Source organism: Actinoplanes siamensis (assembly GCF_016862395.1).
GTDB lineage: Bacteria > Actinomycetota > Actinomycetes > Mycobacteriales > Micromonosporaceae > Actinoplanes > Actinoplanes siamensis.
Genome location: NZ_BOMW01000073.1, coordinates 1 through 24,988 on the forward strand (window position 1 = coordinate 1; position 24,988 = coordinate 24,988).

The 24,988-nt window shown below is 71.9% G+C and carries 15 protein-coding genes and 2 pseudogenes; 7 read left to right on the plus strand and 10 right to left on the minus strand.

From position 1 onward, the window contains the following. The coding region (locus Asi03nite_RS32690) for a ricin-type beta-trefoil lectin domain protein (RefSeq protein ID WP_203684376.1) at positions 1-9,752 on the minus strand (9,752 nt) is incomplete at its 3' end. A 107-nt stretch (positions 9,753-9,859) separates the two neighbouring features. Between Asi03nite_RS32690 and Asi03nite_RS32695 the strand changes: the two genes are divergently transcribed. Further along, complete coding sequence (locus Asi03nite_RS32695) at positions 9,860-10,375, plus strand: hypothetical protein (RefSeq protein ID WP_203684377.1); 516 nt, start codon at positions 9,860-9,862, stop codon at positions 10,373-10,375. On the opposite strand, the gene Asi03nite_RS32700 is transcribed toward Asi03nite_RS32695, so the two are convergent. Together Asi03nite_RS32700 and Asi03nite_RS32705 are read right to left on the minus strand one after the other, a co-directional pair. Continuing rightward, positions 10,361-11,464, minus strand: a complete 1,104-nt coding sequence (locus Asi03nite_RS32700) for a carboxylate-amine ligase (protein WP_203684378.1) — start codon at positions 11,462-11,464, stop codon at positions 10,361-10,363. The two genes, Asi03nite_RS32695 and Asi03nite_RS32700, sit on opposite strands and share 15 nt — an antisense overlap. Next, entirely contained in the window at positions 11,461-12,441 is a 981-nt protein-coding gene (locus Asi03nite_RS32705) for a methyltransferase (RefSeq protein ID WP_203684379.1), read from the minus strand. Before Asi03nite_RS32705 ends, Asi03nite_RS32700 begins: the two co-directional genes overlap by 4 nt. A 179-nt stretch (positions 12,442-12,620) precedes the next feature. Between Asi03nite_RS32705 and Asi03nite_RS32710 the strand changes: the two genes are divergently transcribed. Next, entirely contained in the window at positions 12,621-13,337 is a 717-nt protein-coding gene (locus Asi03nite_RS32710; RefSeq protein WP_203684380.1) for an L-type lectin-domain containing protein, read from the plus strand. Between the two features lie 101 nt (positions 13,338-13,438). Here the strand turns inward: Asi03nite_RS32710 and Asi03nite_RS32715 are convergent, their stop codons facing one another. Then, on the minus strand, positions 13,439-13,732 hold the full coding sequence (locus Asi03nite_RS32715) for a hypothetical protein (protein WP_203684381.1): 294 nt from the start codon (positions 13,730-13,732) through the stop codon (positions 13,439-13,441). 186 nt (positions 13,733-13,918) lie between these two features. Between Asi03nite_RS32715 and Asi03nite_RS32720 the strand changes: the two genes are divergently transcribed. Next, on the plus strand, positions 13,919-14,122 hold the full coding sequence (locus Asi03nite_RS32720; RefSeq protein ID WP_203684382.1) for a hypothetical protein: 204 nt from the start codon (positions 13,919-13,921) through the stop codon (positions 14,120-14,122). Positions 14,123-14,313: 191 nt separating this feature from the next. Here the strand turns inward: Asi03nite_RS32720 and Asi03nite_RS32725 are convergent. The 4 genes and pseudogenes from Asi03nite_RS32725 to Asi03nite_RS32740 all read right to left on the minus strand — a co-directional run. Continuing rightward, positions 14,314-15,390, minus strand: a pseudogene (locus tag Asi03nite_RS32725) (carboxylate-amine ligase); the annotation flags it as partial. A 5-nt stretch (positions 15,391-15,395) separates the two neighbouring features. Next, positions 15,396-16,778 (minus strand): M20/M25/M40 family metallo-hydrolase, encoded by a 1,383-nt coding sequence (locus Asi03nite_RS32730; RefSeq protein WP_203684384.1) that lies wholly within the window; start codon positions 16,776-16,778, stop codon positions 15,396-15,398. A 9-nt stretch (positions 16,779-16,787) separates the two neighbouring features. Continuing rightward, positions 16,788-16,958, minus strand: a complete 171-nt coding sequence (locus tag Asi03nite_RS32735) for a hypothetical protein (protein WP_203684385.1) — start codon at positions 16,956-16,958, stop codon at positions 16,788-16,790. Between the two features lie 166 nt (positions 16,959-17,124). Then, positions 17,125-17,862: an alpha/beta hydrolase gene (locus Asi03nite_RS32740; RefSeq protein ID WP_239103090.1), complete on the minus strand. Its 738-nt coding sequence runs from the start codon at positions 17,860-17,862 to the stop codon at positions 17,125-17,127. A 135-nt stretch (positions 17,863-17,997) separates the two neighbouring features. Between Asi03nite_RS32740 and Asi03nite_RS32745 the strand changes: the two genes are divergently transcribed. From Asi03nite_RS32745 to Asi03nite_RS32755, 3 genes are read left to right on the plus strand one after another with little or no spacing between them, the layout of a single operon-like run. Further along, positions 17,998-18,495 (plus strand): winged helix-turn-helix transcriptional regulator, encoded by a 498-nt coding sequence (locus Asi03nite_RS32745; RefSeq protein WP_239103091.1) that lies wholly within the window; start codon positions 17,998-18,000, stop codon positions 18,493-18,495. After that, a complete protein-coding gene (locus Asi03nite_RS32750; RefSeq protein WP_203684386.1) occupies positions 18,492-19,682 on the plus strand; it encodes a beta-ketoacyl-[acyl-carrier-protein] synthase family protein in 1,191 nt (396 codons plus the stop codon). Before Asi03nite_RS32745 ends, Asi03nite_RS32750 begins: the two co-directional genes overlap by 4 nt. Positions 19,683-19,718: 36 nt before the next feature. Further along, positions 19,719-21,074: an aminotransferase class I/II-fold pyridoxal phosphate-dependent enzyme gene (locus Asi03nite_RS32755; protein ID WP_203684387.1), complete on the plus strand. Its 1,356-nt coding sequence runs from the start codon at positions 19,719-19,721 to the stop codon at positions 21,072-21,074. Here Asi03nite_RS32755 and Asi03nite_RS32760 read toward each other — a convergent pair. After that, complete coding sequence (locus Asi03nite_RS32760) at positions 21,059-22,702, minus strand: methyl-accepting chemotaxis protein (RefSeq protein ID WP_239103092.1); 1,644 nt, start codon at positions 22,700-22,702, stop codon at positions 21,059-21,061. The two genes, Asi03nite_RS32755 and Asi03nite_RS32760, sit on opposite strands and share 16 nt — an antisense overlap. 99 nt (positions 22,703-22,801) lie before the next feature. On the opposite strand from Asi03nite_RS32760, the pseudogene Asi03nite_RS32765 reads away from it, so the two are divergent. After that, positions 22,802-24,042, plus strand: a pseudogene (locus Asi03nite_RS32765) (RNA polymerase sigma factor); the annotation flags it as partial. 4 nt (positions 24,043-24,046) lie between these two features. Here Asi03nite_RS32765 and Asi03nite_RS32770 read toward each other — a convergent pair. Further along, positions 24,047-24,979: a LysR family transcriptional regulator gene (locus Asi03nite_RS32770; protein WP_203684388.1), complete on the minus strand. Its 933-nt coding sequence runs from the start codon at positions 24,977-24,979 to the stop codon at positions 24,047-24,049. Positions 24,980-24,988: the final 9 nt, after the last annotated feature.

Below are 24,988 nucleotides of genomic sequence, written 5' to 3' on the forward strand. Positions count from 1 at the left end.
GACGGCGTCGCACTGTTCGTCTGCGTGTCCCGGGTGTCGAACGCGCCGGTCTCCGGATCGTACCAGCGGGCCATCATGTTGACCTTGCCGGTTCCGGCGTCGGTCCACTCCGACTGGTAGCCCAGCTTCCCGAGCATCCCGCCGGAGGCGAGGATCTTGCCCCACGGATCGTAGGAGACCGAGCCCGGCAACGTCGTGCCGGTCGCGGTGAACTCGCCGACCACGTCGGTGTGGATGTCGGTCCACGCGTAGCGACCCGTGCCACCGGAGGCGACACCGACCAGGCCGTCGCCCGGATCCCGGACGTAGGTGGTCGTGCCGTCGGACGCGACCGTGTTGGCCAGGCCCGTGTAGGTCAGGTCCGGCTGGATCACCCGGCCCAGACCGTCATAGGTGTAACGCGCCGCGCCCTGCGAGACAACCTGGTTGAACGCGTCGGTGACCGTGTCGGTCTGCACACCGCCCTTGACCGTCGACCGCAACGTGCCACGCGCCGTGTACTGGTAGGCGGTGCCGTCCGAGTCGGAGACCAGCTGGTTGCGCTGGTCGTACGCGAAGGTCTTGGTCCCGGCCTGGACCCGGTTGCCCGACTTGTCGTAGGCGTAGACGACAGGCGTGACCCCGTTGTCCCACTGCGTCAGCCGCCCGGCCTGGTCGTACGTGTAGCTGTTGGCCGACGACCCGTTGAAGCCGCTGGTCGTCTTCTTCGTGAGGTTGTCGTTGAGATCCCACTCGTACGCGATCTTCGCGACGCTCGCGCCCGCGGAGGTGCGCAGGCTGTCCGTCTTGAGCTGGTGCAGATCGGTGTACTCGAACGTCCGCGTGTTCCCGCCGCCGTAGGTGACCGACGAGACCTGCGACAGGTCGTCGTACTTGTAACTCTGCGTCAGCCCGGCGCCCGAGTTGGCCAGAGTGGCGAGCCGCCCGGCGGTGTCGTACGCGTACGACGTCGTCCCGGCCGCGTCCACCCGGGTCTTGAGCCGCCCGTCCTCGTCGTACTGGTACGACGAGGCACCCGACACCCCACCGATCGAGGTGACCAGGCCCCGGTCGTCGTACGCCACGGTGGTCACACCCGCGGAACCGGTCAGCGACGTCATCCGCCCGACCGCGTCGTACTCGAAGGTCTTGTCCTTGGTCGTGACCTGCGCGCCGGTGCCGGAGCTGCGCTTGAGCCGCCCCATGGTGTCGTATTCGGACGTCACGGTGACGTCTCCCGGTGAGACCAGCTTGGTCAGCTGACCGCCGGCGTCGTACGCCATGGTGAACGTGCGGCTCTCCAGGCTGGCCGTGGTGCCGGTCGCCGGCTCGATCTGCGACTCGACCAGGCCCCACGGGTTGTACGTCGTGATGAACGGGTTTCCGCGCCCGTCGACGAACCGGGTCTGCTGCCCCGCCGCGTCGTAACCGAAGCTGGTCACGATCGCGTCGGCGTTGCTGATCGGCTCCCGCTGGCTGGTCAGCCGGCCGAGCACGTCGTACTCGAACGTCTTGGTCACCCCGAGCGCGTCGGTCGACGACTTCGGGTTGCCGAGCACGTCGTACTCCTGCGACCGGGTGCGCAGTTTCACGCCCGCCGCGGAGTGGTCGGAAGTGCTGGTGGCGCGTCCGGCCAGGTCGTAGGTGACAGTGGAGTACGTCTTGTCCGGCGCGACCACCTTCACCGGCCGGCCGAGCCCGTCGTACTGCGTCTCGGTGATCTTGCCGGCGCCGTCGGTGGTCAGCGTCTGTTCACCGGCGCTGTTGTAGGCGAACCCGGCGGTCACGCCGCCCGGCGACGTGACGGTCGTCGGCCAGGGGCCGGTGCCGTAGGTGTACTCGGTGGTGTAGTTCCGGTCGGTCTGCCGGACCTGCTGGGTGGAGGTCAGCGTCCGGTCCAGGTAGTCGTAGGTGGCGCTGCCGACCGCCCCGGTCGGGTCGGTCTCCGACAGCAGGTTGCCCTCGATGTCGTAGGCGTACTTGCTGACCCCGCCGTCGGGAGCGGTCACCCGCACGGTGCGGCCGAGCTGGTCGTAGGCGTACGACGTGGTGTTGCCCAGCGTGTCGGTGGCCGAGACCGGCTGGCCCACGGTGTTGTACTCGGTGGTCGCCACCGGCGTGATCGGCGTCGTCGAACCCGGCGGCGTGTACGCCGGCAGCCTGGTTTCGATCAGCTGACCGCCACCGTCGTACTTCGCCACGGTGACCGAGCCGTTGGCGTCCTTCTCCTCGGTCGGCTCCCCGAACGTGTTGAAACCGACGATGGTGTACGGCCGCAGCGTCACCGGATTCCCGGTCCCGGTCACTGTCGGCACCGCGGGCGCGGTGGTCACCACGGCCCGGCCCGCCTCGTCGTTGTCGACGTCGGTGACGTTGCCCGCCGCGTCGACGGTCGCGGTGACCGACCCGTCGGCGTCCAGGCTCGCCGAGCTCCGGATCACCTTCGCGTCCGCGGCCGGCGCGGTCCCCGCCACGATCTGACCGATCTCGGTCGAGCTGAGGGATTTCTGGTACGTCTGCACGTCGTCGATCAGCCCGGAGAAGAACCCGCTGTCCCCGGTCCGCGCGCCGACCAGCAGTCCGGTCGCCCGGTTGGTGAAGCCGTTCGTGCTGGTGACGGTCGCCTGCTGGGTGCCGCCCACGTAGAGCTTGGCGCCCGACGCGTCGACGGTCACCGCCAGGTGCGTCCACGCCCCGGCGGTCGCCTTCACCGACGAGGTCGCGCTGAGCGACTCGGTCGTGCCGTCCGGCCCGCGCACCGCCGTCGACACCTGCCAGGCGTCGGCCGTCTTGTTGTAGAGCAGTGAGACCGCCGGGCCGCCGCTGTCGCCGGGAAGCGTCGCCACGTAGCGATCAGCGTCCTTGGAGCTCAGCTTCACCCAACTGCTGAGGGTGTACGACCGTAACGTGTCCACCGGCGGCTGCCCGGTGATCCCCGCCTTCGTGCCGTTGAACGACGCCGCCCCGCCACGCTCGGTCGACCAGGACACCGCCCCGGAGACCGCGCCGATGGTGTTGCCGGCGGTGTCCGCGGTCGACGCGCCGGACGACTGGTTCAGCTGCCAGCGCAGGGTCGGCGTGAGGCCGGTCGTGAGGTAGGTGGTCTGCGACTGGGCGCGGCCCAGCCGGTCGTACGCCGTCTCGGACGAGGTCAGTACCGTGCCGCCCTGCGTCAGTGTCGTGCTGACCACCTCGTCCTCGGGTGAGAGGCCGTAGGTGGTGGTGCGGTTCAGCCCCGAGGGGTCCAGCGTCGTCGCGTAGTTGCGGCCGGCGTTGTCGTACACCCGCCGCGTGGTCGTCAGCCCGTTGTTGGTGACCTGCTTGACCAGGTTCCCGGCGGCGTCGTACTCGTTGCGCTCCTCGACATACGACTGGCCCGACTTCGGATCACGGTGGGTCACCGAGACCAGCAGGTTGTTGTCGGTGTACGTGTACTCGGTGACGTTGTCCCTGCCGTCGATTTCGGACGCCAGGCGCCCCGCCGGGTCGTACGTCAGCTTGCGGAGCGCGACGTCGCCGACCTCGCCCTTGTCGTTCTCGTAGTCCTCGACCACGGTCTGCAGCTCGTTGCCGACCGCGTCGAACGTGGTGAGCACCGTGCTGCCGTCCGCGTGCGTCTGCGAGGTGACCCGCCCGAACGCGTCGTATTCCAGGGTCACGGTGTTGCCGAGCTCGTCGGTCTCACTCGTCTTGCGACCGTGGTCGTCGTAGCCGTAGGTGACCGTGCGGGAGGCGTCGCCACCTGTCGCGTCGGAAACCGTCTCCGAGGCGAGCAGCCCGTCGATGGTGTAGCCGAGCGTGGTGACCGCCGTGTGCACGGCGCCGGTGACCCGGTTCGTGACACCCGGATCGGTACGAGTGATCACCCGGTCCATCCGGTCGTGGGTGAACGTCGTGACCGCGCCGCCCTCGATCTCCTTGACCGTGCGGCCGATCCCGTCGTACTCGTACCGCGTGACCTCACCCGCCGGGTCGGTGACCTCGGCGATGTCACCGGACTTGTAGTACCGGATCGTCTGGACGCCACCACCCGGCTTGACGATCTTCCACGGCAGGCCGGGAGGAGCGAACCCGCCGTCGTACGCCGCGACAGTCGTGCCGTCGGTGTAGGAGATCGACGTCTTCCGCTTGAGCGGGTCGACCATGCTCGTCCGGTTGCCGGCGGCGTCGTACGCGTACGTCGTCAGGTAGGTGTCGTCGGTGGCCGACGACGAGCCCGGACCACGCTGGGTCAGCGGCCGGTCGTTGAGGACGCTGAACGCCGGGTTCTCCGTCGTCGCGTCCGGGAAATAGGTGTTGTACGTGGTCGAGCACCGGTTCGCCGAGCGATCCTGACAGGTCGTGGCCGACACGACGTTGCCGCGCACGTCGTGCTCGTTGATGGTCATGTTCCCGTTGGGATCGGTGACCGTCCGCAGGTGACCCTTGCCGCTGTAGCCGTACCGGGTGACCTGCCCGCGCGCGTCGATGTCGGCGGCTTTGCGGCCGAACATCATGTCGTTCACGACAGACGTCTCGGAGTTGTCCGGCCCGCCGAGCGGGTAGCGGACCTCGCCGGCCGGCGCCGACTTCGCCTTCTCCCGCGCCTTGAACTGGCTGGACACCTGGCTGGCGTCCAGTTCGGAGCGGTAGAAGGCGACCTCGGCCATCGCGCCGGTGAAGTAGTGCACGTCCGCGGAGTTGACCGTGAAACCGGGCAGGTTGTTGCTGGTGTAGCCGGCACCGAGGTAGTAGTCGGACTCGGCGACGTTCTCCCGGACGGTGAACGGGGTTCCGCCCGCCCACTGCACCTTGGTTCCGTCCAGGTACAGCGTCTGGGTGGTGCCGCTGACGGTCAGCGCGACGTGGTGCCACTTGCCGTCGGTCACCTTGGTCCGGCCGCTCAGGCCGATCCACCAGTTCTGCTGGAAACTGCCGGCGGTGCAGGTGAAGATCACCATGTTGAGCCCGTTGACGGCGTCCGGGTTCTTGACCGGATCCGCCCGGGTGCCCGAGATCGTCAGGCACTTGCCCGAGTTCGGGTTCCGCAGCCCGCCCTGGTACGGCTGCCAGACCTGACCGGCGGAGGCGTTGCAGGTGTTGATCTGCACGGGGGTGTTGTCGGTCTTGCCCGCGGACTTCACCTCCAGGCACTTGCCGAGGGCACTCACGCTGCCGCCGGGATCGACCGACCAGTTCTGCGCGGCCGTGCCGTTGCACGTGTACACCTGAACCGGTGTGGCGTTCGCGGTGGCGCCGTCTTGCACGTCGAGGCACTTGCCGCGGTAGAGCGAGTTGATCGGACCCGTCGGGTTGCTCGACGGCGCCAGCGCGCGCAGGTCGCCGGTCGAACTGATCCAGAGCGTGGGCAGGGTGGAACTACGAGGACTGGGTCCCGTCTCGCCCAGCAGCACGCCGTCCTGATCGAGGCCGCCGGGTTGGTCCGCGGTGGGGCCCCGGAACCACATCGACACGGACGTGGCGGTGGCCGGCGAACTGCTGGTCACTGGGAAGATGCCCGCGGGCAGGTCGACGTGCGTGCCGAACAGCTGCGTGAATTCGCCGGCGGAGTCGGTTCCGCCGAACGGGCCGGTACCCGGCTCGAAATAGACGCCGTCGTACGTCGCGGTGCCGCCGTTGACCTCGTTGACCGCGTCCTTGGCGCCGATGTCGTTCATCCGCCAGTAGTTGGTCGGAGCGCCACCGAGGACCGCGCTCTGGTGCACCTTCGACGAGCCGTTGATCTCCGGCGCCTTGGGCGTCCACACCGAGCCGTTGCCGTCGGTCAGCTTGCCGACCCGGCCGGTCACCCCGTCGTACACCACCGAAGCGGCCACCTGCCCCGACGGGCGGGTCACCCGGGTCAGCGGCTTGAACTCGCCCCTGGCCCGCCAGAGGTCACCGGCGAGCTGGCCGTCGATCTCGGTGTCGTAGTACGCCGCCTCGGCGATCGACCCCTTGAAGAAGTCAGCCGTGCCGAGATTGCTGGAGTTGTTGATGTGCGACTGGTTCGGCCAGCCGCCACCGAGGAAACCGGTGCCGAGGTACGAGTAGGAGGCGCTCATGTCCTCGACGGTCACGCCGGTCTCGGCGACGGGCGTCGTGTCGCCGTCGACGTACAGCTGCTGCCCGTTGCCGTTGGCGCTGAGCACCACGTGGTGCCACTTGCCGTCGGCCACGACGGTCTCGGACTTCAGCGCGGTGTGCGTCCGCGTCAGGTAGGACTGGTCCGCCTGGCGCGGCTTGCCGCACGCCCAGATGAAGATCGCCGCGCCGGCCGCCGTCCCGTTGCCCTCGGAGTCGAGGCACAGACCTGCCGCGTCGTTGACGATCCGGCCGTTGGCCTGCACGTCCCACTTCTGGTTCGCGGCGCCGTTGCAGCTGAACGTGACCACGGACAGCCCGTTCTCCAGTCCCCCGTCCGCGGCGGTCACGCACTTCTCCACGGTGCTGCCGGCAGCGCCGGTGGCGACCCTCAGCTCGCGGGCGGCGGTCCAGGTGAATCTCTGGTGACCCAGAACGCCGCAGGTGCCGAGCCGGATCGGGGTGTTGTTGTCCGTCGAGTTGTCCTTGACCTCGAGGCACTGCCCGTTGCCGTAGGCGACCAGCGTGCCCAGCGACGTGCCCGGCCGCGGCGCCTTGGGGAAGCCGCCCATCAGGTAGCCGTCGGAGCCGATGTAGAGCGTCGGGTTGTAGGCGCCCCGGGTGGTCGACGTGGCCGATGCCGCCGCATCCCAGGACTGCCCGTACAACACGCCGTCGCCGCTGCCGGCGGGCACGTTGAACCACATGCTGATCGCCTGGTTGGAGGCGTCGCCGTCCAGGTTCGCCGGCACCTTGACCGACGACGACGTGCCGTTGAAGCCGGCCGCGGTCGCCTGGGAACCGGCCAGCGGGCCGGGCAGTCCCAGGGTCACGTTGGCGTACGTGCCCTTGTCGGTGCCCGCGTTCTCGATGACCGAGCTGGGCGCGTCGGTGCCGCTGGTCTCGTTCAGCCGCCAGTACGACTGGGGGCGGGAGTTGGTCACCGCGGTCTGGTAGCGCGACCCGGTGCCGTACTCGTAGGTGTGGCAGGCCCCGTCACCGGTCGGCGGGCACACCTTGGTGAGGGTGTTGCCGCTGTACTCGTACCGCCACGTGTTGACCGAATTCTGGTCGCCGGGAACCACCGCGTCGGTGGAGACGGTCGCCACCCGAGGCGGATTCGTACCGGTCCAGGTGAGACCGAGGGACCGGCCGGACGCCGAGGTGATCTTTGCCAGGCGGCCGTTGTCGTTGTAGCCGAAGGTCTGCGTACGGCCGGAGCCGTCCTTGATCGCCGAGAGCAGGAAGGGTCCGGGAGTTCCTACGGCCCCGGACGTGGTCCTGCGGGCGAACTCGTAGGTGGTGCCGTCCTTCTCGGTCAGCCGGTAGCCCCCGCCGGGCAACTCCGCGAAGTCGGCGGCGCGGCCGGCCGGCGAGGTGAACGTGCCGTCGCTGTTACGACCGAAGGTGAGGTCCCTGCCGTTCGGATAGGTCACGGTCACGGTGTTGACCACGGGCACCTGCTGGGGGCGGGAGATGTACCGCTCCACGGCCTGGGCGTCCGCGACGCTGGACCAGCCGGCGCCGAAGGCCTGATCCGAGCGGGGATCGATGCTGTTGTACGACCGGATGATCTCCAGCGGTGGCCCGACGGTGTTCACCATCGCGTCCCGCGCCGACGTGGTGTAGTTGCCGGACACCTGGTCGAAGCCCTTGTCCGGGTTCTGCGCCAGTCCCGAGGTGACCAGCGGCTGCGGAACCAGCGCGTTGAGCAGGTGCTTCGTCTGATACTTCGCGGTGTCCAGCAGCCCGTCGGAGACCACCACCGACCAGTAGTAGGTCTCGCCCCACTTGAGCACGCCGGACGGCACGACCCAGCGGTTCTTGCTGATCTTGCCGGAGGTGGCGATCTGTGTCTTGGCGTCCTTGCCGTAGACGAGGAACTCGTACTTCAACGACTTCGGCCAGTTGTCCGCGTCGTGCGCCGCGGCCAGCAGCTCCGGGGTCAGCGACGCGGCCGACGCCCCGTAGGACGGGTACTGGTCGTCGACCTGGGGCATCTCGTTGTAGTCGTAGGTGATCTCGAGATAAGGGCCCAGGTTGTAGCTGGTGTCGCGAGAGGTGAACCGCTTGAACGCGGCGGCGTGGTTCTCCGAGGCGGTCAGGGCCAGGCCGTAGTTGGGCGCGGTGCCGATCGACCACATGTTCATCGCCTGCGTGTCCAGCGACACCGACCGCCAGGCGCCCTTCGACCGGTCCGCGCCGGTGTTCGTGCAGGCCGGGGAGTTGTTCGTGATGTTCAGCGTGCCGATCGGCGCCGAGTAGGCGGGGGTGGCGCTCAACGTGCCGTTGCCGATGTCGGCGGCACGCCAGTTCTCGGTGATCCGCCGGACGTACACCGGGTTCAAGGTCGTGCAGTCGTACGACCAGGTGTGGTACAGGAAGAGCTTGGCCGCCTTGATCTGGCTGCCCTTGAAATCCTTGTCGAAGTCCGAGAACGCCATGATCGACCGGGAGACGGTAGTGCCGTTCCAGGTGCCGACGGGAAGGTTGTCGTCGCCGGCGTGGTTGTTGGTGCTCGTGTCGTTGTCGACGTACGTGTCGCCGGTGTCGTAGGTCTCCACCGTCGTCGGGTCGATGCGCACCGGGTACTGCCGGGCCGGGTCGTTCAGCCACGCGGCGTCCGCGGTGACCCGCAGAGCGGGCTTGCCGTCGAGGGTGATCAGCTGGTACTTGACGCCCGACGACTGGGCGGGGGCGCCCGACGCCGGGTCGACCTTGGAGTCGGTCATGTAGCCCGGTGGCGCTCGCAGAGCGACCTGCCCGTGCGGGTCGACCATCGCCAGCGAGCCGTCCTGCTGCGGCTGGATCGTCAACCCGTCCAGGTGCAGCGCGAAGGTCCACTCGTTGACGTTCGTCGGCGCCTTCAGGACGATCGTCTCTTTCAGGCCGTCGTTGACGGTCCGCAGCTCCAGGTCGGTGTTCGGCAGCACCTCGGGGTACATGGCGGTGGAGTCGGTCACGACCGCCGGCACGTCCGCCGCGCCCAGCAGGTCGTAGGCGATGGTGTAGCCCGAGCCCGTGGTGATCGCGGCCAGCGCCTCGTCGACGGAGGCGGGCGCGGCCGGCTCCGGGGCGGTGGGGGTCGGCGCGTCCGAGGGCTCCGTGCTCGCCGCGATGCCCGCCTCGCCGGGCGTCGTGGCGTCGCCGGTGCCCGTCCGGCCCAGCGTCACGTCTATCGAGTTGGCGGTCATCGCCAGCCGGTCGCCGCGCCGCATCAGCTTGGTGTCGATCGGCAGGTACGACCCGTCCGCGGCCCGGTAGTTGATCCGCGTGTCGTGTACCTGCCGGGTGATCGACCCGTCGGCGTTCTCGAACTCGTCGACCTTCGCCGTCGACGTCTTCGGCAGCCGCTTGCTGGTCTTGTGGTCGAAGCTGTTCTCGCCGCCGTTCCGGGAGGCGGTGAACCGCTTCTTCGACTCGGGATCGGGCAGGTCGGCGTCCACCGCGCCGGTCCCCTTGCCGGGCTTCGAGCCGCGGCCCCCGTCGGCGCGGGTCTTTTCCGCGGACACGTAGTGGTCGACCTCACCGGCGCCGTCGCCCGGGTCCTGGCGGGGCCCGCCGGCCACCCCGGCCAACGCCGGCGCCTGGCGCAGCCAGGAGAGGAGTCCGGACAGCGGGAAGCCGCCGCCTTCCGGGACCGCCCCGGCCGGTAGTCCCATGGCCAGCATCACCGCAACCGCGGTGACGACAGCGATCCGCTGCCTCATCCGAGCCCCCGCTCTCAGAATCTTCACAGTGAGCGGACAGCATGGTTCAAGATCATCGAAGTAGGCAAGATCTTGATTTTGCCCGGTGGAGCACCTACGCTCCGCCCGTGTCCACAACGCTCCGGCAACGCCTTGCCACGAAACGTGTTGGCCTGATCGGTGCCGGCGCCCTCGCAGTGATCGCCGTCGCAGGCGTCCTGGCCTGGGTTTTCTGGCCCGACCCGGAGCCTCGTCAGCGGGAGTACCGGGATGCGACGGCATGCCTGCTCACCGACGAGAAGGGGATCGCCGGCCCGGAGGCCGCTCCGGTGTGGACCGCGATGAGCGGCGCGTCGGCGAGCAGCCTGGTGCGGGTGCAGTACCTCGCGGTGGCCGGGCCGCAGACCGCCGGGAACGCGACCACGTATCTCAACTCACTTGCCAACAGCAAGTGCGGGGTGGTCGTCGCGGTCGGCGCCGCGCAGGTGGCCGCCGTCCCGGACGTGGCCCGGACCTATCCGGCGGTGCGCTTCGCCACGGTCGGAGGCGGCACGGCGGCCGCGAACGTGCAGGTGATCCCGGGCGGCTCCGCGGACACGGTGCGGACCGAGATCACCAGGTTGACCGAGTCACTGGCCGGCTGACGCCGCCAGCCGGTCCAGCATCCTCGGCAGGTCCATCGATTCCAGCATCCGGCGCTGCCGGGTCGCGCCGGTGCCGTCGCGGCGCATCCGGTCCAGTCCCGCGGTGACCAGGTCCAGGTCGTCGTGCCGCCGCAGCGCCGGGGTGATCCGGTCGAGCAGGTCGCCGAGCACGTCCCAGGCCGGCCGCGCCGTGCCGGTGCCCGGGTCCAGCAGCTGGCCGTCCATCCCGGAGCGGGCCGCGTTCCAGTGTGCCGCCCGGACCAGCACGTCGGGCAGCTCGGGCGCGGGCCGGCCGGCGACCGCGTCCCGGGCCACCGTGTCCACCAGGCCGCGGACCAGCGCGGCGATCAGCGCGGTGTCGCCCGCCTCGGGCAGGACGTCCGCCACCCGGATCTCCACGGTGGGGAACGCCGCCGACGGCCGCGCCCACCACAGCACCATGGTGGCGTCCATCATGGCGCCGGAGAAGATCAACGATGCGACGGTACGCCGGTAGTCCGCCACCGACCGCAGATGCGGCCACGGGCCGAGGCTGGGCCACCGCTCCAGCTGCGCCGACCGCCAGCTGGCGAACCCGGTGTCGGCGCCGCAGCAGACCGGTGAGTTCGCGGCCAGCGCCTGGATCACCGGCAGCATCCCGCGCAACCGGGTGCACACCTCCACCGCCAGCTCCTCCCCCGGCACGCCGACGTGCACGTGGCAGCCGCAGACCGAGGGATCCCGGGCGATCGGCCCGTAGTGGGCGGCGATCGCCCGGAACCGCGCGTCGTCGGCCGGCTCCGGGAACCGCTCGGCCAGCGGGGTGGCGCCGACCGGCACCAGCGCGGCCCCGGCGGTGAGGGCGGCGGCCGCCACCGCCCGGCGCCCGGCGCGGAGCTGCTCGGCGAGCTCGGCGGTCTCGGTGCAGACGTCCGAGACCATCTCCACCATGCTGGGCCGGAACTCGCGGCGGCTGCGCCGGCGCAGCGGCTCGGCCAGCCCGGCCAGGACCCTCTCGGCTACCGGCGCGTTGCCCCCGCTGCCCGGATCGAGCAGCAGGAACTCCTCCTCGGCGCCGACGGTCAGCCGGTCGGGAAGGACTGTGGTCACCGCGGGCGCTGGGCGGTCAGCAGCACCACGGCGATGCGCTCGGCCCAGGCGTACGCCGGCCCGTCCAGCTCCTCGCCGTAGACGTCCGGGTCGACCTCCCGGTACGACCAGGCCAGCCCGGTGCCGGCCAGCCGCCGCTCGGCCGCCTCCCGCAGCGGGTCCTGCCCGCCGGTGATCCCGGTGCCGCTGAACAGCACCAGGCTGCCGCCGGGCGCCAGCCGCTCGGCCGCGGTGTCGATGATCCGCAGGGACAGGTCGTTGCCGTCGGCGCCACCGCCGTCCCGGTACGCCCGGCCGGCCGGATCGATCATGAACGGCGGGTTCGAGATGATCAGGTCGAACTCCCCGTCGATGCCGCTGAGCAGGTCACTGTGGACCGGGTGCACCCGCCGCACCCCGGCCAGCGCGGCGTTCACCCGGGTGTAGCGCAGCGCCTGGTCGTTGATGTCGGCGGCGAAGACCTCGGCGGACGTCGCCCGCTTGGCCACCGCGATCGCGCCCGCGCCGGTGCCGCAGCCGATGTCGACGGCCCGGGTGACCGGCTCGGCGCGGCTGCTCACGTGCGCCGCGGCGGCGTCGGCCATCCGGTAGGTGTCCGGGCCGAAGAAGACCGAGTCCGGCGCGTCGGTGGGGAACGCCGAGTGGACGAAGATCTCGCCGTCGTAGCTGGAGTAGCGCACCCGGCTGCGCCACAGGTCGCCGCAGGGCTCGACCGCGCCGGCGGCCATCAGCAGCTCCAGGAAGCCGGCCGGCAGGACGTCCGCGGAGAACGGGCGACTCCAGCCGAACACGTCCCGCAGGTCGCGCGCCACACCGTTGGTCGGCCGCCGGTTGACCCGCTGGTGGGTCGCCGGGGTGCCGGTCGTGAAGTGATAGCCGCTGTCGCGCAGGGCGAGCCCGAGCCGCAGCAGCGCCTCGCCGGCCGCCTCGTCGCGGGAGCCGGAAGAAACCACCTGGGCCGTTTCGGTCGTCGTCATGGCCCGCGGCATTCCCCGTCCGGGCGAACCTAATCATCGGACCGAACCGGCCGCCGATCGGGCTGCTTACCCGGCGATGAATGACCTTATCCGGAGTTGCCGCGCACCGGCAAAAATGGTTTCCGCCGCCGCCTCGCGTGTTGTACTCGACCGGACGACACCTATTCCGGGAGGGTCATATGAGCACGGCGAGAAAATTGCGGTGGACCGCGGTGGCCGTCACCGCCGGCCTGCTGTCCACACCCGCTCCGGCGAATGCCGGGACGCCTGTGGACTCGCTCAGCCTCAATGGCAGCGCGACCATCGCCCGCTTCGGGCCGGGGATTCGCGTGCTTCGGCTGACCAACGGCGGCTACGAGCAGATGGGCTCGGCCTGGGCGAACCGCCAGATCGACATAAATAAATCATTTGAAAGTACGTTCGTGGTCTATCTGCACCACGGCCGATCGGGTGCGGACGGCGTCGCCTTCATTCTCCAGGCCTCCGGTCCGCGGGCGCTCGGCGGGTGGGGCGGCGGCCTGGGCTATCGCGGCCTCAAACGGAGCGTGGCCGTCGAATTCGACGATTTCCGGAACGGCACGGATCCCAACGACAATCACATCGCCCTGGTGGTGAACAACAATCCGGACTTCCACCTGACGTCCGTCGAGCCGCCGTTCCCGCTGTTCCGGACACCGTTCGTCGCCCGGGTCGTCTGGGACGCGCCGGCCGGTCGTCTGCGGGTCTACGCCAGTCCGCTCGGCCAGGGCGGGGAGCCCGGACTGGTCTTCGACCAGACCGTCGACCTGCGCGCGCGCCTGGGCACGAACCTCGCCTGGATCGGCTTCACCGGAGCCACCGGCGGGGTCACCTCGGTCCAGGACATCCTCTCCTGGCAGATCCGCGTACCCCGCTGACCGGCCTCCTCCCCGGCGGGCGCCTACATCCGACGCGGCACGGGGCGGGCCAGCGCCCGCGTCCGCGCTGGTCCTTTCCGGGCGGCCGCCACGGCTGCCGGTCAGGGCCGGGGCGCCGTCCGGGTCCAGGACCGCTCGCCACGCCGGGAGGTCGCCGCCACGCAGCGCGGGCAGATGTGCCGCACCCGGTCCTCGGCGGTGATCACATCGGTGGCCCGGAAGTCGAACGGCACGTGCGGGAAGCGCCGCAGCCGGGTCCGGCTCAGCTGCAGCCCGCACAGGGTCTGGTTGAGCCCGGGCGTCCAGGCGTGCACCTCGCCGCCCGGCTGCCGGACGCCGTCGTCGCCGATCCATTCACTCGAGGCCGCCACCGAGGCGGTACGTGTTCTCGCCATGCGCGAGCGCATTCCCATCGAGCGGCCGGATACACCCGCGGGCGGATGCACCAGCGCCCGGATACACCCGCGGGCCCATACACCCACGGGTCGATACACCCGCGCCAGGATGCGCCCCGCGGGCCCGCCTCCACGCCCGCGAAGGTCCGGACGTTTGCGGGCCCGCTCACCGGGAAGTCGCGGGTCATGAGCGACGATCGAGAACGCACCGACCGGCACCCGACCGACGAGCCCGACGGCACGCCCGCCCACGCCGCGTCCCTGCGCCGCCCCGGCCAGTCGGTAACCGGCGCGGAACCGGAGGAGCCGGAGGCCGGGGAGGCGGCGACGGGTGCCGGCTACGACGAGAACGCCGTCTCCGGCGACACCGGAATGTACCGGCCGGACTGACCCGGCGGCCCGAGGGACCCCGGGCCGCCGGCCGCACGCAGCGTGGCGGCCGGGTAAGCGCTCGCACGACCCCGTGCCGGCGGTCGCGCTGCCGCCGGCTGGCCTCACCCGCCCCGGGTGACACCGCACGGGGCGACCGGTTGGCTTTCGTCGCCGCCGGCCGGCGCGGCCGGTCCACTGGCGCCGCCGGCGGTCTGCGCGGCCAGCTCGCCGAGGAATTCGGGCAGGCCGGCGGCTTGCCCGAGCATGCGGCGCTGGCGGTCCGCGCCGGTGCCCTGGTGCCGCAGCCGGATCAGGCCGGCCTGGGTACGCAGCCGGTCCCGGTGCCGTTCGAGGGCCGGCGCGACCAGGCCGAACAACTCCTCGACCAGGTCCCACGCCGGGCATGCGGCGCCCGACCGCGGGTCGATCAGCGTCCCCCTGAGGCCCTCGTGCGCGGCGTGCCAGTGCGCGGCCGTCAGCAGGCAGTCGCGCACCCGCGGAGCGGCATCGCCGACCACCACCCGCTCGACGGCCGCGGCGACCAGCGCCCGGGCCAGGGCGGCGACCAGCACGGTGTCGGCGACGGTGAGGCACACGTCCGCCACCCGGATCTCCACGGTGGGGTATCGCGCGGACGGACGGGCGTACCAGTAGACCATCGCGCGGTCCAGGATGACCCCGGTGGCGATCAGCGTGTCCACCGTGCGGTCGTACTCGTCGGGGGTGTCGAAGTACGGCGTCGGGCCGACGCTCGGCCACCGCTGCAGCTGGGCGCAGCGCCAGCTGGCGTAGCCGGTGTCGGCGCCCGCGTAGAACGGCGAGTTGGCGGCCAGCGCCTGCAGCACCGGCAACCAGACGCGCACCTGGTTGCAGACCTGCACGGCCAGTCCGTGGTCGGCGACCCCGACGTGGACGTGGCAGCCGCAGCACGCCTCGTCCTCGGCGATCGGGCCGTACTGCCGCGCGATCGCCCGGTAGCGCGGCTTGTCGGCGACCGTGGGCGACTGCTCGCCGACCGGCGTGGCGCCGATCGCGACCAGGCGCGCGCCGAAGCGGGTGGCGGTCTCGGTGGCGGCGCGGCGCAGGCCGGTCAGCTCGCGCCGCAGGTCGTCCAGCCCGGTGCAGATCCCGGTGACCAGCTCCAGCATGCTGCGGCGCAGCTCCAGGCGGCCTTGGCCGCGCGCCCACGGTGGCAGCGCGTCCAGCACCTGCGCGGCCACCGGGACGTTGCATCCGGTGACCGGGTCGAGCAGGAGGAACTCCTCCTCCACGCCCAGGGTGAGCATTCAGCTCACCTCCGATCCAATCGCGGCCAGTAGTGGGCCATGGTCGCCGCGCCGCGGGTGAGCATCGAGATCGCGACGCGTTCGTCGCTGTCGTGCCAGCGGTCCTGGGGCAGGCCGGTGCCGAAGAACACCACCGGGGCGCCGACCTTGCGGGACAGCAGCTCGGCGGGGCCGCTGCCGGAGTTGCCCATCCGGCCCGGCTCGACGCCGAACCCGTCGCGCACGGCGTCCGAGAGGGCGGTGAGCGCGGGCAGGTCGCCGGGCGTCTCGTAGGGTTCCTGGGAGATGGTGTCGGCGATGCTCAGGTCGTACTCGAATCGGTCGTTCTTCCTCTCCCCCAGCCAGCGCCGCAGCTGCTCGGCGACCTCGCCGGACTCCTGGCCGGGCGCGAGCCGGAAACTCAGCGCGGCGGTGGCGACCGACGGGACCGCCCCGCGCGACGGGCCGGTCGGGTCCCCGGCCACCAGGGTGATCACCTCGAGGGCCGGGCGGGCGTACAGCCGTTCCAGGACCGAGTAGCCGGCCTCGCCACCGACGCTGCGGGTCTCCGAGCGGTGCAGCCAGTCCTCGTCGGAGTAGGGCAGCGCGGCCAGCTCCGCGCGCCGCGCCGGCGACGGACCGGCCACGGTGTCGTAGAAGCCGGGCAGCGTGATCCGGCCCTCGTCGTCGAAGAGCGCCGCGATCAGCCGGGCCAGTTCGACGGCCGGGTTCGGGGCGGGGCCGGAGACGCCGCCGCTGTGCACGTCCCGCCTCGGGCCGAGAACCTCCAGCGTGGCGCTGACCATGCCGCGCAGGCTGGTGCAGACCGCCGGATGGTCGGACCGCCAGGTCTGGGTGTCGCTGAACACGATGAGGTCGGCGCCGAGCCGGTCCAGGTGCTCGTCGAGCAGATCGGTGAGCTGTGCGGACCCGGTCTCCTCCTCGCCCTCGACGAGCAGCTTCAGGTTGACCGCGGGCGTGTCGCGGCCGGTGGCGGCCAGATGGGCGCGGATCCCCCAGAGGTGGGCGAGCACCTGACCCTTGGCGTCGGAGGCGCCCCGGCCGTACACGTAGCCGTCCCGGATCACCGGGACGAACGGCGCGGTCTCCGCCCACTGCCCGTCCTCGGCGACCCGCACGTCGTGGTGGCTGTAGATCAGCACGGTCGGCGCGCCCGGCGCCGCGCACCACTCGGCGTAGACCGCCGGGGCGCCGTCCGCCTTCCACACCTCGGTCACCGGGAAGCCTGACGCGCGCAGCGCCCCGGCCAGCCAGTTCGCCGATCGCAGCAGGTCCTGCTCGCGTTCGGGCACCCCGGCCACGGACGGGATGCGGACCCACTCGGTCAGCTCCCGGACCAGGTCCTCGGTGTGCCCGGCGAGGAACTCGCCGATCTCGTCGTTCGCCATGGCAGGCGGCTACCCGGGATTCGCGGTTCTCACGCCGGGCGGTCCAGCCACAGTTGCACCATCACCACCGCCGCGGTGCCGATCACCGCCGGTGGGCGGACAGGTCGCCGGCGCGATCAGGAACAGGACCACGGCGAGCAGGGCGAGCAGCGCCCGGCTGCCGGCGTCCTCGTCGGGCACGGGCGCACCTCCGGCGCGAAGCGGGGGGCCGCTCCACCACCCTTCTACACGCGCACGCCCACTACTGTGGATCGGCGGCGCCGACCCACGGTGTGATCTTGCCCTGGTCGCAGCCGCCGCCGCGTCGGCGGGGACGTGCCCCGCCAGGAGATGACCACCGCGGCCGCTAAGGATGCCGGGCCTCCCCCTTGCCGAGCCAGTCCAGCGCGCGGGCGACGATCCCGGCCGGCACGTCGTGGCCGCCCGGGAACTCCTCGTAGGTGACGTCGTACCCGGGCTGGCGCAGCCACTCCACCAGGTACCGGCCGCACCGGTCGACCGGGAGCACCTGGTCGCCGGCGCCGTGCGAGATGAACACCCGCGGCTCGCCGTGCGACACCAGCGGCGCCGCGAAGCCGGGCGAGAACGCCAGGATGTCGCCGAACACGTCGCCGTTGGCCAGGCCCAGGGTCAGCGCGTAGGACGCCCCGTCGGAGAACCCGCCGACGCTGATCCGGTCGACCGGGTAGCCGGCGAACACCTCGGCCAGCACCCGGTCCAGCCGCCGTACGTCCGGCCCGAATCCGCCGCCGATGAAGTCCCAGGTCGCCCCGCTGGACTGCGGCGCCACCAGCAGGAGCCGGTGCTCCGCGGCGTGCTCGCGGAGCAGGCCGACGCCCTGCTGGGCGGAGCCGCCGGCGCCGTGGAACACCACGATCAGGTGGTACGGCCCGGCGGTCACCGGCTCGGGCACGAGGATCAGCGCCTGCAGGTCGCCGTCCGGCCCGGCGACCGAGACCAGCCCGGTGCGGGTGGCCGGTTGCAGGGGCGGCTGCGGTCGTACGTTCAACCGCCCGTGCGCGGCGTTCTCCTCGGGCGCGCTGTGCGGACGTCCGGGTTCCTCGACGACCGGGGTCATCGCCATTCCCCTCCTCGGCTTCACGGGTGCGGCCCGGCTACCCCGGATCGGCTTTCGTCACACTGCCCACCCCCTGGGTTGAGCAAAACGAAGCCAGCATCTACAGTCCCTGACTATGCGAAACCGAAGCCAGGAGTCGTCATGACTATCACGCTGTCCTCGCCGCTGGCCGACCGGGACCGGTGGACGGCCGCCGGCTGGTGCCCGCTGGAGCGCACGCTCGACCTGATCGGCACCCGCTCGGCGATGACCCTGCTGCGCGAGGTCTTCTACGGCGGGAGCCGCTTCGACGACCTCGCCCGCCGGGCCGGGGTGACGCCCGCTGTCGCCGCCCAGCGGCTGCGGCAGCTCGTCGACGGCGGCCTGCTGGAGCGCCGGCCCTACCGTGAGCCGGGCCACCGGACCCGGCACGGGTACGCGCTGACCCCGAAGGGCCACGCGCTCTTCCCGATCCTCGTGGCGCTGCTCCGCTTCGGCGACGAGCTGCCCCGCGAGCACGAGACGCACCTCGCCCTGACCCACGCCGGGTGCGGGGAGCCGATCGTCCCGCAGGTGCGCTGCGCCGCCGGCCACGTCGTGCCGGCGGCCGAGGCGGTCGCCTCGATCGCCTGGCCGGACGCAACGGAGCCGGCGCGGTGAAGCCGTCCCTGAACCGGACCGTCGCCGTCACCGGCCTCGGCGTGGTGTCACCGGCCGGCATCGGCGCCGCGGCCTTCTGGCGCGGCCTGCTCGCCCCCGCGGCCGACGGGCGTGTCCGCCGCGTCCAGGGGTTCGACCCGCGGCGCTGGATGTCGCACAAGGAGGCCCGCAACTCCGACCTGGTGACCCAGATGGCGGTCGCCGCCGCGGACGAGGCCCTGGCGGACGCGGGACTCGCGGACGTCGCCGCGCCGCACCGGGCCGCGGTCTGCCTGGGCACCGGGATCGGCGGGGTGTCCACCCTGGAGGCGCAGTCCGGGGTGCTCCGGGAGCACGGCGAGCGCCGGGTGTCCCCGCACGTCGTCCCGATGACCATGCCGAACGCGGCGGCCGCCGCGCTGAGCATCCGGTACGGCCTGCGGGGCGGCGCCGCGACGATCACCACCGCGTGCGCGGCCGGCACCGACGCCATCGCGGCCGGGGCCCGGCTGGTCGCCTCCGGCGCGGCGGACGTGGTGCTGGCCGGCGGCTCCGACTGCAGTCTGACCCCGACCTGCCTGGCCGGCTTCGCGAACATGCGCGCGCTGAGCCCGACCGGGGTGAGCCGGCCGTTCGACCGGGACCGGGACGGGCTGGCCGCTGCGGAGGCCGCCGGCGTCGTCGTGCTGGAGACGCTGGAATCGGCCCGCCGCCGCGGGGCGTACGTCTACATGCTGGTCGCCGGCGCCGCCTCGACCGCGGACGCCTACCACGTGACCGCTCCGTCGCCCGGCGGCGACGGCGCGGAGCGCTGCATGCGGCTGGCCCTCGACGACGCCGGCCTGACCTCCGGGCAGATCGCGCACATCAACGCGCACGGCACGTCCACGCAGCTCAACGACGTCGCCGAGGCGGCCGCGATCCGCCGGGTGCTGGGCCCCTCCCGGCCGCCGGTGACCAGCGTCAAGGGGGTCACCGGGCACTCGTTCGGCGCCGGCGGGGCGGTGGAGGCGGTCGCCGTGGCGCTGACCATGCGGGAACGGCTGATCCCGCCGACGGCCGGTCTGACCAATCAGGACCCGGCCATCGACCTGGACATCCCACGCGAGCCGGCGCCCTGGACGCCCGGCCCGGTGCTGTCCAACAGCTTCGGCTTCGGTGGTCACAACGGCAGCCTGGTGTTCGCCCCGGACCACGGAAAAGTTTGAGGTTTGCCCAGGTGACAGTGTGGTAGCCCGACCGCCATGGATCAGCGAACGACTCCCGTGCTGGACGCCGTCAGCGCCACGCCGGACTTCGGCGGAGCCGCGCCGACCGTCGAGCAGGCGGTGGTGCACGCGGAGGCGCTGCTGGCCGACGCGACCGGCGCCCGGCAGACCGTGTTCGCCGGCTGCGGCTGCCACGTCGCGATGCACGCCGCGGTCCTGGCGGTGGCCCGGCCGGGCACACGGGTGGCGGTCGACCACAGCATGCACCGGTCGGTCGTCTCGGGGCTGATCCTGGCCGGCGCCGAGCCGGTCTGGCTGCGGCCGGGCTGGGACCCGGTCCATCAGATCAACCGCCCGGCCGGTCCGGCCGACGTCGCCGCGGTGCTCGCCGCGAACCCCGGCGTCTCCGCGGTCCTGGTGCGCACCCCGACCGTGTACGGCATCGGCGCCGACGTCCGGACCATCGCGCGGACCTGCCACCGCGAAGGCGTCGCCCTGGTCGTGGACGAGCCGGACGGCACGTACTTCCCGTTCCACCCGGACCTGCCCACCCCGGCTGTCCAGGCCCGCGCCGACCTGGTCGTCAACACCGTCCCCGACGGCGGCGCCTGCCCGGCGTCGGTGGTGCTGGCCGACGGTGGCCTGGTCGATCCGGCCGAGCTGCGGCGGCGACTGGATCTGATCACCGCGGAGAACCGGAACCCGGCGGCGTACGCGGCGATCGACGGCCATCGTCGGCACATGGTCGCGGACGGGCGCCGGGTGCTCGGCGAGGCCTTGGACCGGGTGGCCCGGCTGCGGGCCCGTCTGGAGCGGATCCCCGGGCTCACCGTGGTCGGCGAGTCGGTGTGCCCGCCGGACCGGGTCGTCGAGTGGGATCCGCTCAAGGTCGTCGTCGACGTCTCCGCGCTGGCGATCACCGGCTACCAGGCCCAGGCGTGGCTGGCCCGGCAGCACCAGGTCACCGCCGGGTTCGCCGATGCCCGGCGCGTGGTGTTCCCGGTCTCGCCGAGCGGCGACGACGCGGCTGTCGACCGTGTCCTCGAGGCGCTGCGCGCCCTCGCCGAGCAGCCGCCCACGACGAACGGGGACCCCGCGCACGCCCCGAACGCCCAGCCGGCGCGGCCGCTGCCGACCCGGCGCGCGATGTCCCTGCGGGACGCCTACTTCGCCGACTCCGAGCCGGTGACCGATCCGATGGGCCGGATCTCCGCGGAGATGATCAGCCCCTGCCCGCCCGGCGCTCCGGTGATCCTGCCGGGCGAGCTGTTCACCGCCGACGTGGTGCTGCACCTGCGCCAGCACGTCGCCGCGGGCCTGCCGGTAGCGGACGCCGGCGACCCGCGGCTGCACACGTTCCGGGTGGTCCGGGCGTCTCAGACGCGGAACTGACCGACCACGGTCCGCAGTTCGGCGGCGATCCCGGACAGCTCGTTGGCGGTGTCGGTGGCCTCGGTCAGCGCCGCGGTCGTGCTCTGCGCCGCCGACGCCACCCCGCCGATGTTGCCGGCGATCTGCGTGGTGCCCTGCGCCGCGTCCCCGACGCTGCGGCTCATCTCCCCGGTGGTCGCGGTCTGCTCCTCCACCGCGGACGCGATGGTGGTCTGGTAGTCGTTGATCCGCGCGATGATGTTGGCGATCTCGGCGATCGCGGCCACCGCGTTGGTGGTGTCCGCCTGGATCGCCTCCACCCGCCGGGAGATGTCCTCGGTGGCCCGGGCGGTCTCCTGAGCCAGGTCCTTGACCTCGCTGGCGACCACGGCGAACCCCTTGCCCATCTCCCCGGCACGCGCCGCCTCGATCGTCGCGTTCAGCGCGAGCAGGTTCGTCTGCTCGGCGATCGCGGTGATCACCTTGACCACGTTGCCGATCTCCGCGCTGGAGTCGCCCAGCTTGGAGACTGTCGAGTTGGCGGTCTCCGCGACGCCGACCGCCTCGTTGGCGACCCGTGCCGCCTCGGACGCGTTGGACGCGATCTCCCGGATCGACGCGCCCATCTCCTCGCTGCCGGCTGCCACGGTCTGCACGTTGGTGGACACGTCGCCGGCCGTCACCGCCACCACGTCGGCCTGCGCCGCGGCGTCCTGGGCCGAGTGCGCGATCAGCTCGGCGGCCCGGCTGAGCCGCTCGGTGCTGGCCCCGAGCGTCTGCGAGCTGCCGGCCACCCGGCCCACCATGGCGCGCAGCCCGTCGCGGGCGGTGTTGACCGCCACCGCCATGCCGCCCAGCTCGTCGCGGGCGTGCACCCGCGCCGCGACGGTCAGGTCGCCCTGGGCCACCGCGGCCAGCGCCGACGAGACGCTGCCGAGCTGCCGGGTGATCAGCCGGGTGACGATCGTGGCCAGCGCGATCGCCAGCGCCAGGCCGGCGATCAAGTAGATGATCATCTGGTTCCGGGCGCTGTGGTACGCGGACTCGGCGGCCGCGGCCATCGCCGACGACTCCTTGTCCTCGGTCTGCTGCAGCTCGACCACCGAGGACTTGAGCTGATTCTGGGTCTTGATCCAGGCCGCCGAAACCTCGTCGCCGGTCGGCATCTGGGCGCCGGCCGGCGCCGGCTCCTGGAACAGCGCGTAGTCGCGCAGCCCCTGGAAGTACTTGAACGAGTCGGCCACCTGCTGGGCCGCCGCCTCCCGGGCCGCCGACCCCCGGGCCAGCTTCTGGTAGGCCGCGATGGCGGCGAGCGTCTGCTTGTCGGCGGTGGTCACGGCGTCGCGCTGCGCGGCCTTCTGCGCCGCGGGCACCACCGCCCAGCCGAACAGCGCCTCCTGGCCGTCGCCCAGGGCGCCCCGCAGCGTGCTCAGCTGCAGGCTGCTGTCGACGTGGCGCTCCTTCATCGCCGCGATGTCGTCGTTGAGGATGCTCAACCGGCTGATCCCCAACGTCCCGATCACCGCGGCGACCACGGCACTGCACAGCACCGCCGCGTACACCTTGGTCCCGACGCGCAGATCGGCCAGCCGGCCGATCAGGCCGCCTCGCGGCGCTGTCGTTTCCGTCTTCGGGTCCGACCCGCTCATCCCCACCACATGCCTCCCGATCCGATGGAGGCGCGCGGCCCCTCGTCTGATGTATCGCCAAGATCACGCCGCGATTGAGACCTTCCCGGGTACGGCGTCCGGAGCTCCCGCACGACCCGGCGTGCTCCGAAACCGGCAGGACGCGCAGCGCGCGGAACTCGGCGCAGGCGGGGCTATAATGGGATTCGGTTCGCGCCGGCCGCACGTTCCGCTCGATCTTTCCTCGCCTCTCGCCGGGACGAGCTTCTTCGCGCTACACCCCGTGAGCCAGTGGCCTGCCGGCAGCGCTTCCCTCCTGCCCGCGATGCCTGGCGTGACCAGCCGGAGCTGAGCCCGTGACCGCAACGATCGACCCCGTCCGCACGGCCGAGGACCAGGACGACGACCAGCCGGGCCCCGCCACGATCGCACCGGCCCCGGTGGACGTCGACACCGTCAAGGCGTACCTGCGCGAGATCGGCCGCGTCCCGCTGCTGACCGCCGAGCAGGAGGTCGAGATCGCCAAGCGGATCGAGGCCGGGCTGTACGCGGCCGAGCTGCTGCGCGCCCACGACGAGCGGGACCGGCAGGTACCCGCCGACCGGCTGCGCGACCTGCGTTTGGTGGCCCGCGACGGGGAACGCGCGAAAGGTCATCTCCTGGAGGCCAACCTGCGGCTGGTGGTCAGCATCGCGAAACGCTACAGCGGCCGCAGCATGCCGTTCCTGGACCTGATCCAGGAGGGGAATGTCGGGCTGATCCGGGCGGCCGAGAAATTCGATTACACCAAGGGCTTCAAATTCTCCACCTATGCCACCTGGTGGATCCGGCAGGCGATTTCCCGGGCCGTGGCCGATCAGGGCCGCACGATCCGCATCCCGGTGCACATGATGGAAATGATCAACAAGCTGACCCGCCTGCAGCGGGAGATGCTGCACCGGCTGGGCCGCGAGGCCACCCCGGCCGAACTGGCCCGCGAGATGGAGCTGGCCCCGGCCCGGATCGTGGAGATCCAGCAGTACGCGCGCGAGCCGATCTCGCTGGACCAGGGGATCGGCGCCGGAGGCGACGCCCAGTTCGGCGACTTCATCGAGGACACCGACGCGGTGGTGGCGCTGGACGCGGTCAGCTCCGGGCTGCTGCGCGACCAGTTGGAGTCGATCCTCGCGACGCTCACCGAGCGGGAGGCCGGCGTGGTGCGGCTCCGCTTCGGACTGAGCGACGGCGTGCCGCGCACCCTCGACGAGATCGGCCGGGTGTACGGGGTGACCCGCGAGCGGATCCGGCAGATCGAGATGAAGACGATGTCCAAGCTGCGCCACCCGGCCCGCTCCGGGGCACTGCGCGACTTCCTGGCCTGACGCCCTACCGCAGCACCCAGCCCGGCGTCCACGTCCCGGCCGCGTCCGGACCGGCCGCCACCCCGGCCAGGTGCGCGCGGAGAGCGGCGAGCGCCGGGTGCGGATTGTCCCGGTGCCAGATCAGCGCGTGCGGGTAGACCGGCACCGGATCGGTCACCGGGATGCGCCGCAGGCCGTGGCCGGCGGGCCAGACCAGGCGGGTCCGCTCCCCGATGAAGGTGGCCAGCGCCGGGGTGTCCGCGACGGTGTCGAGCAGCGCGTCCGAGCCGAGGTTGGGGCCGGTCGCCTCGATGGCGAGGCCGAACTCACCGGCCAGCTCGTCGTAGTAGGCGCCCCACTCGGTGCCGGGGGCGATGCCGGGCATCCAGATCCGGTGTCCGGCGAGCTCGGCGACGGTCACCGAGCGGGCCGTCGCGAGCACGTGGCCGGGGCCGGTGAGCAGGTGCAGCGGCTCGTCGAGCACGCGGACCGCCCGGACGTCCTCGGGGAGCGGCCGGCCGGGCATCGCGACGGCGCGGAACGACGCGTCGATCGCGCCGGACCGGATCGCGGCGACCGCCGTCTCGACGTCGAACAACTTCACCACATCAAGATCGATTTTTGGGTACGCCCGGTGGAAGTCCCGGATCAGCCCGTTCGTCGCCAGCCGGGAGGCGATCACGTCGACCCGCAGCGGACGGCGGCCGGCGCCCACCGACGCCGCCGCGCGCTCGGCGACGCGCAGCAGCTCCCGGGCGTGCGGTAGGAACGCCTGCCCGTCGATGGTCAGCTCGGCCCCGCGCGGCGTGCGGTGGAACAGCCGCACGCCCAGGGTGCGCTCCAGGGCGGCGATCCGCTTGGAGACGGCCTGCTGGGTGATCGCCAGCTCGGCCGACACGTCCTGGAACCGGCCGGCCCGGGCGGCGGCGACGAACGTGCGCACGGCGTCGAAGTCCATGCCGCCGGA

Excerpts from the sequence above, each read along its gene's own strand:
- Asi03nite_RS32730 (WP_203684384.1), bottom strand. The coding sequence starts at position 16,778 with ATGGCGAACGACGAGATCGGCGAGTTCCTCGCCGGGCACACCGAGGAC.
- Asi03nite_RS32710 (WP_203684380.1), top strand. The coding sequence starts at position 12,621 with ATGAGCACGGCGAGAAAATTGCGGTGGACCGCGGTGGCCGTCACCGCC.
- Asi03nite_RS32760 (WP_239103092.1), bottom strand. The coding sequence starts at position 22,702 with ATGAGCGGGTCGGACCCGAAGACGGAAACGACAGCGCCGCGAGGCGGC.
- Asi03nite_RS32705 (WP_203684379.1), bottom strand. The coding sequence starts at position 12,441 with ATGACGACGACCGAAACGGCCCAGGTGGTTTCTTCCGGCTCCCGCGAC.
- Asi03nite_RS32745 (WP_239103091.1), top strand. The coding sequence starts at position 17,998 with ATGACTATCACGCTGTCCTCGCCGCTGGCCGACCGGGACCGGTGGACG.
- Asi03nite_RS32715 (WP_203684381.1), bottom strand. The coding sequence starts at position 13,732 with ATGGCGAGAACACGTACCGCCTCGGTGGCGGCCTCGAGTGAATGGATC.
- Asi03nite_RS32755 (WP_203684387.1), top strand. The coding sequence starts at position 19,719 with ATGGATCAGCGAACGACTCCCGTGCTGGACGCCGTCAGCGCCACGCCG.
- Asi03nite_RS32740 (WP_239103090.1), bottom strand. The coding sequence starts at position 17,862 with ATGGCGATGACCCCGGTCGTCGAGGAACCCGGACGTCCGCACAGCGCG.
- Asi03nite_RS32720 (WP_203684382.1), top strand. The coding sequence starts at position 13,919 with ATGAGCGACGATCGAGAACGCACCGACCGGCACCCGACCGACGAGCCC.
- Asi03nite_RS32770 (WP_203684388.1), bottom strand. The coding sequence starts at position 24,979 with ATGGACTTCGACGCCGTGCGCACGTTCGTCGCCGCCGCCCGGGCCGGC.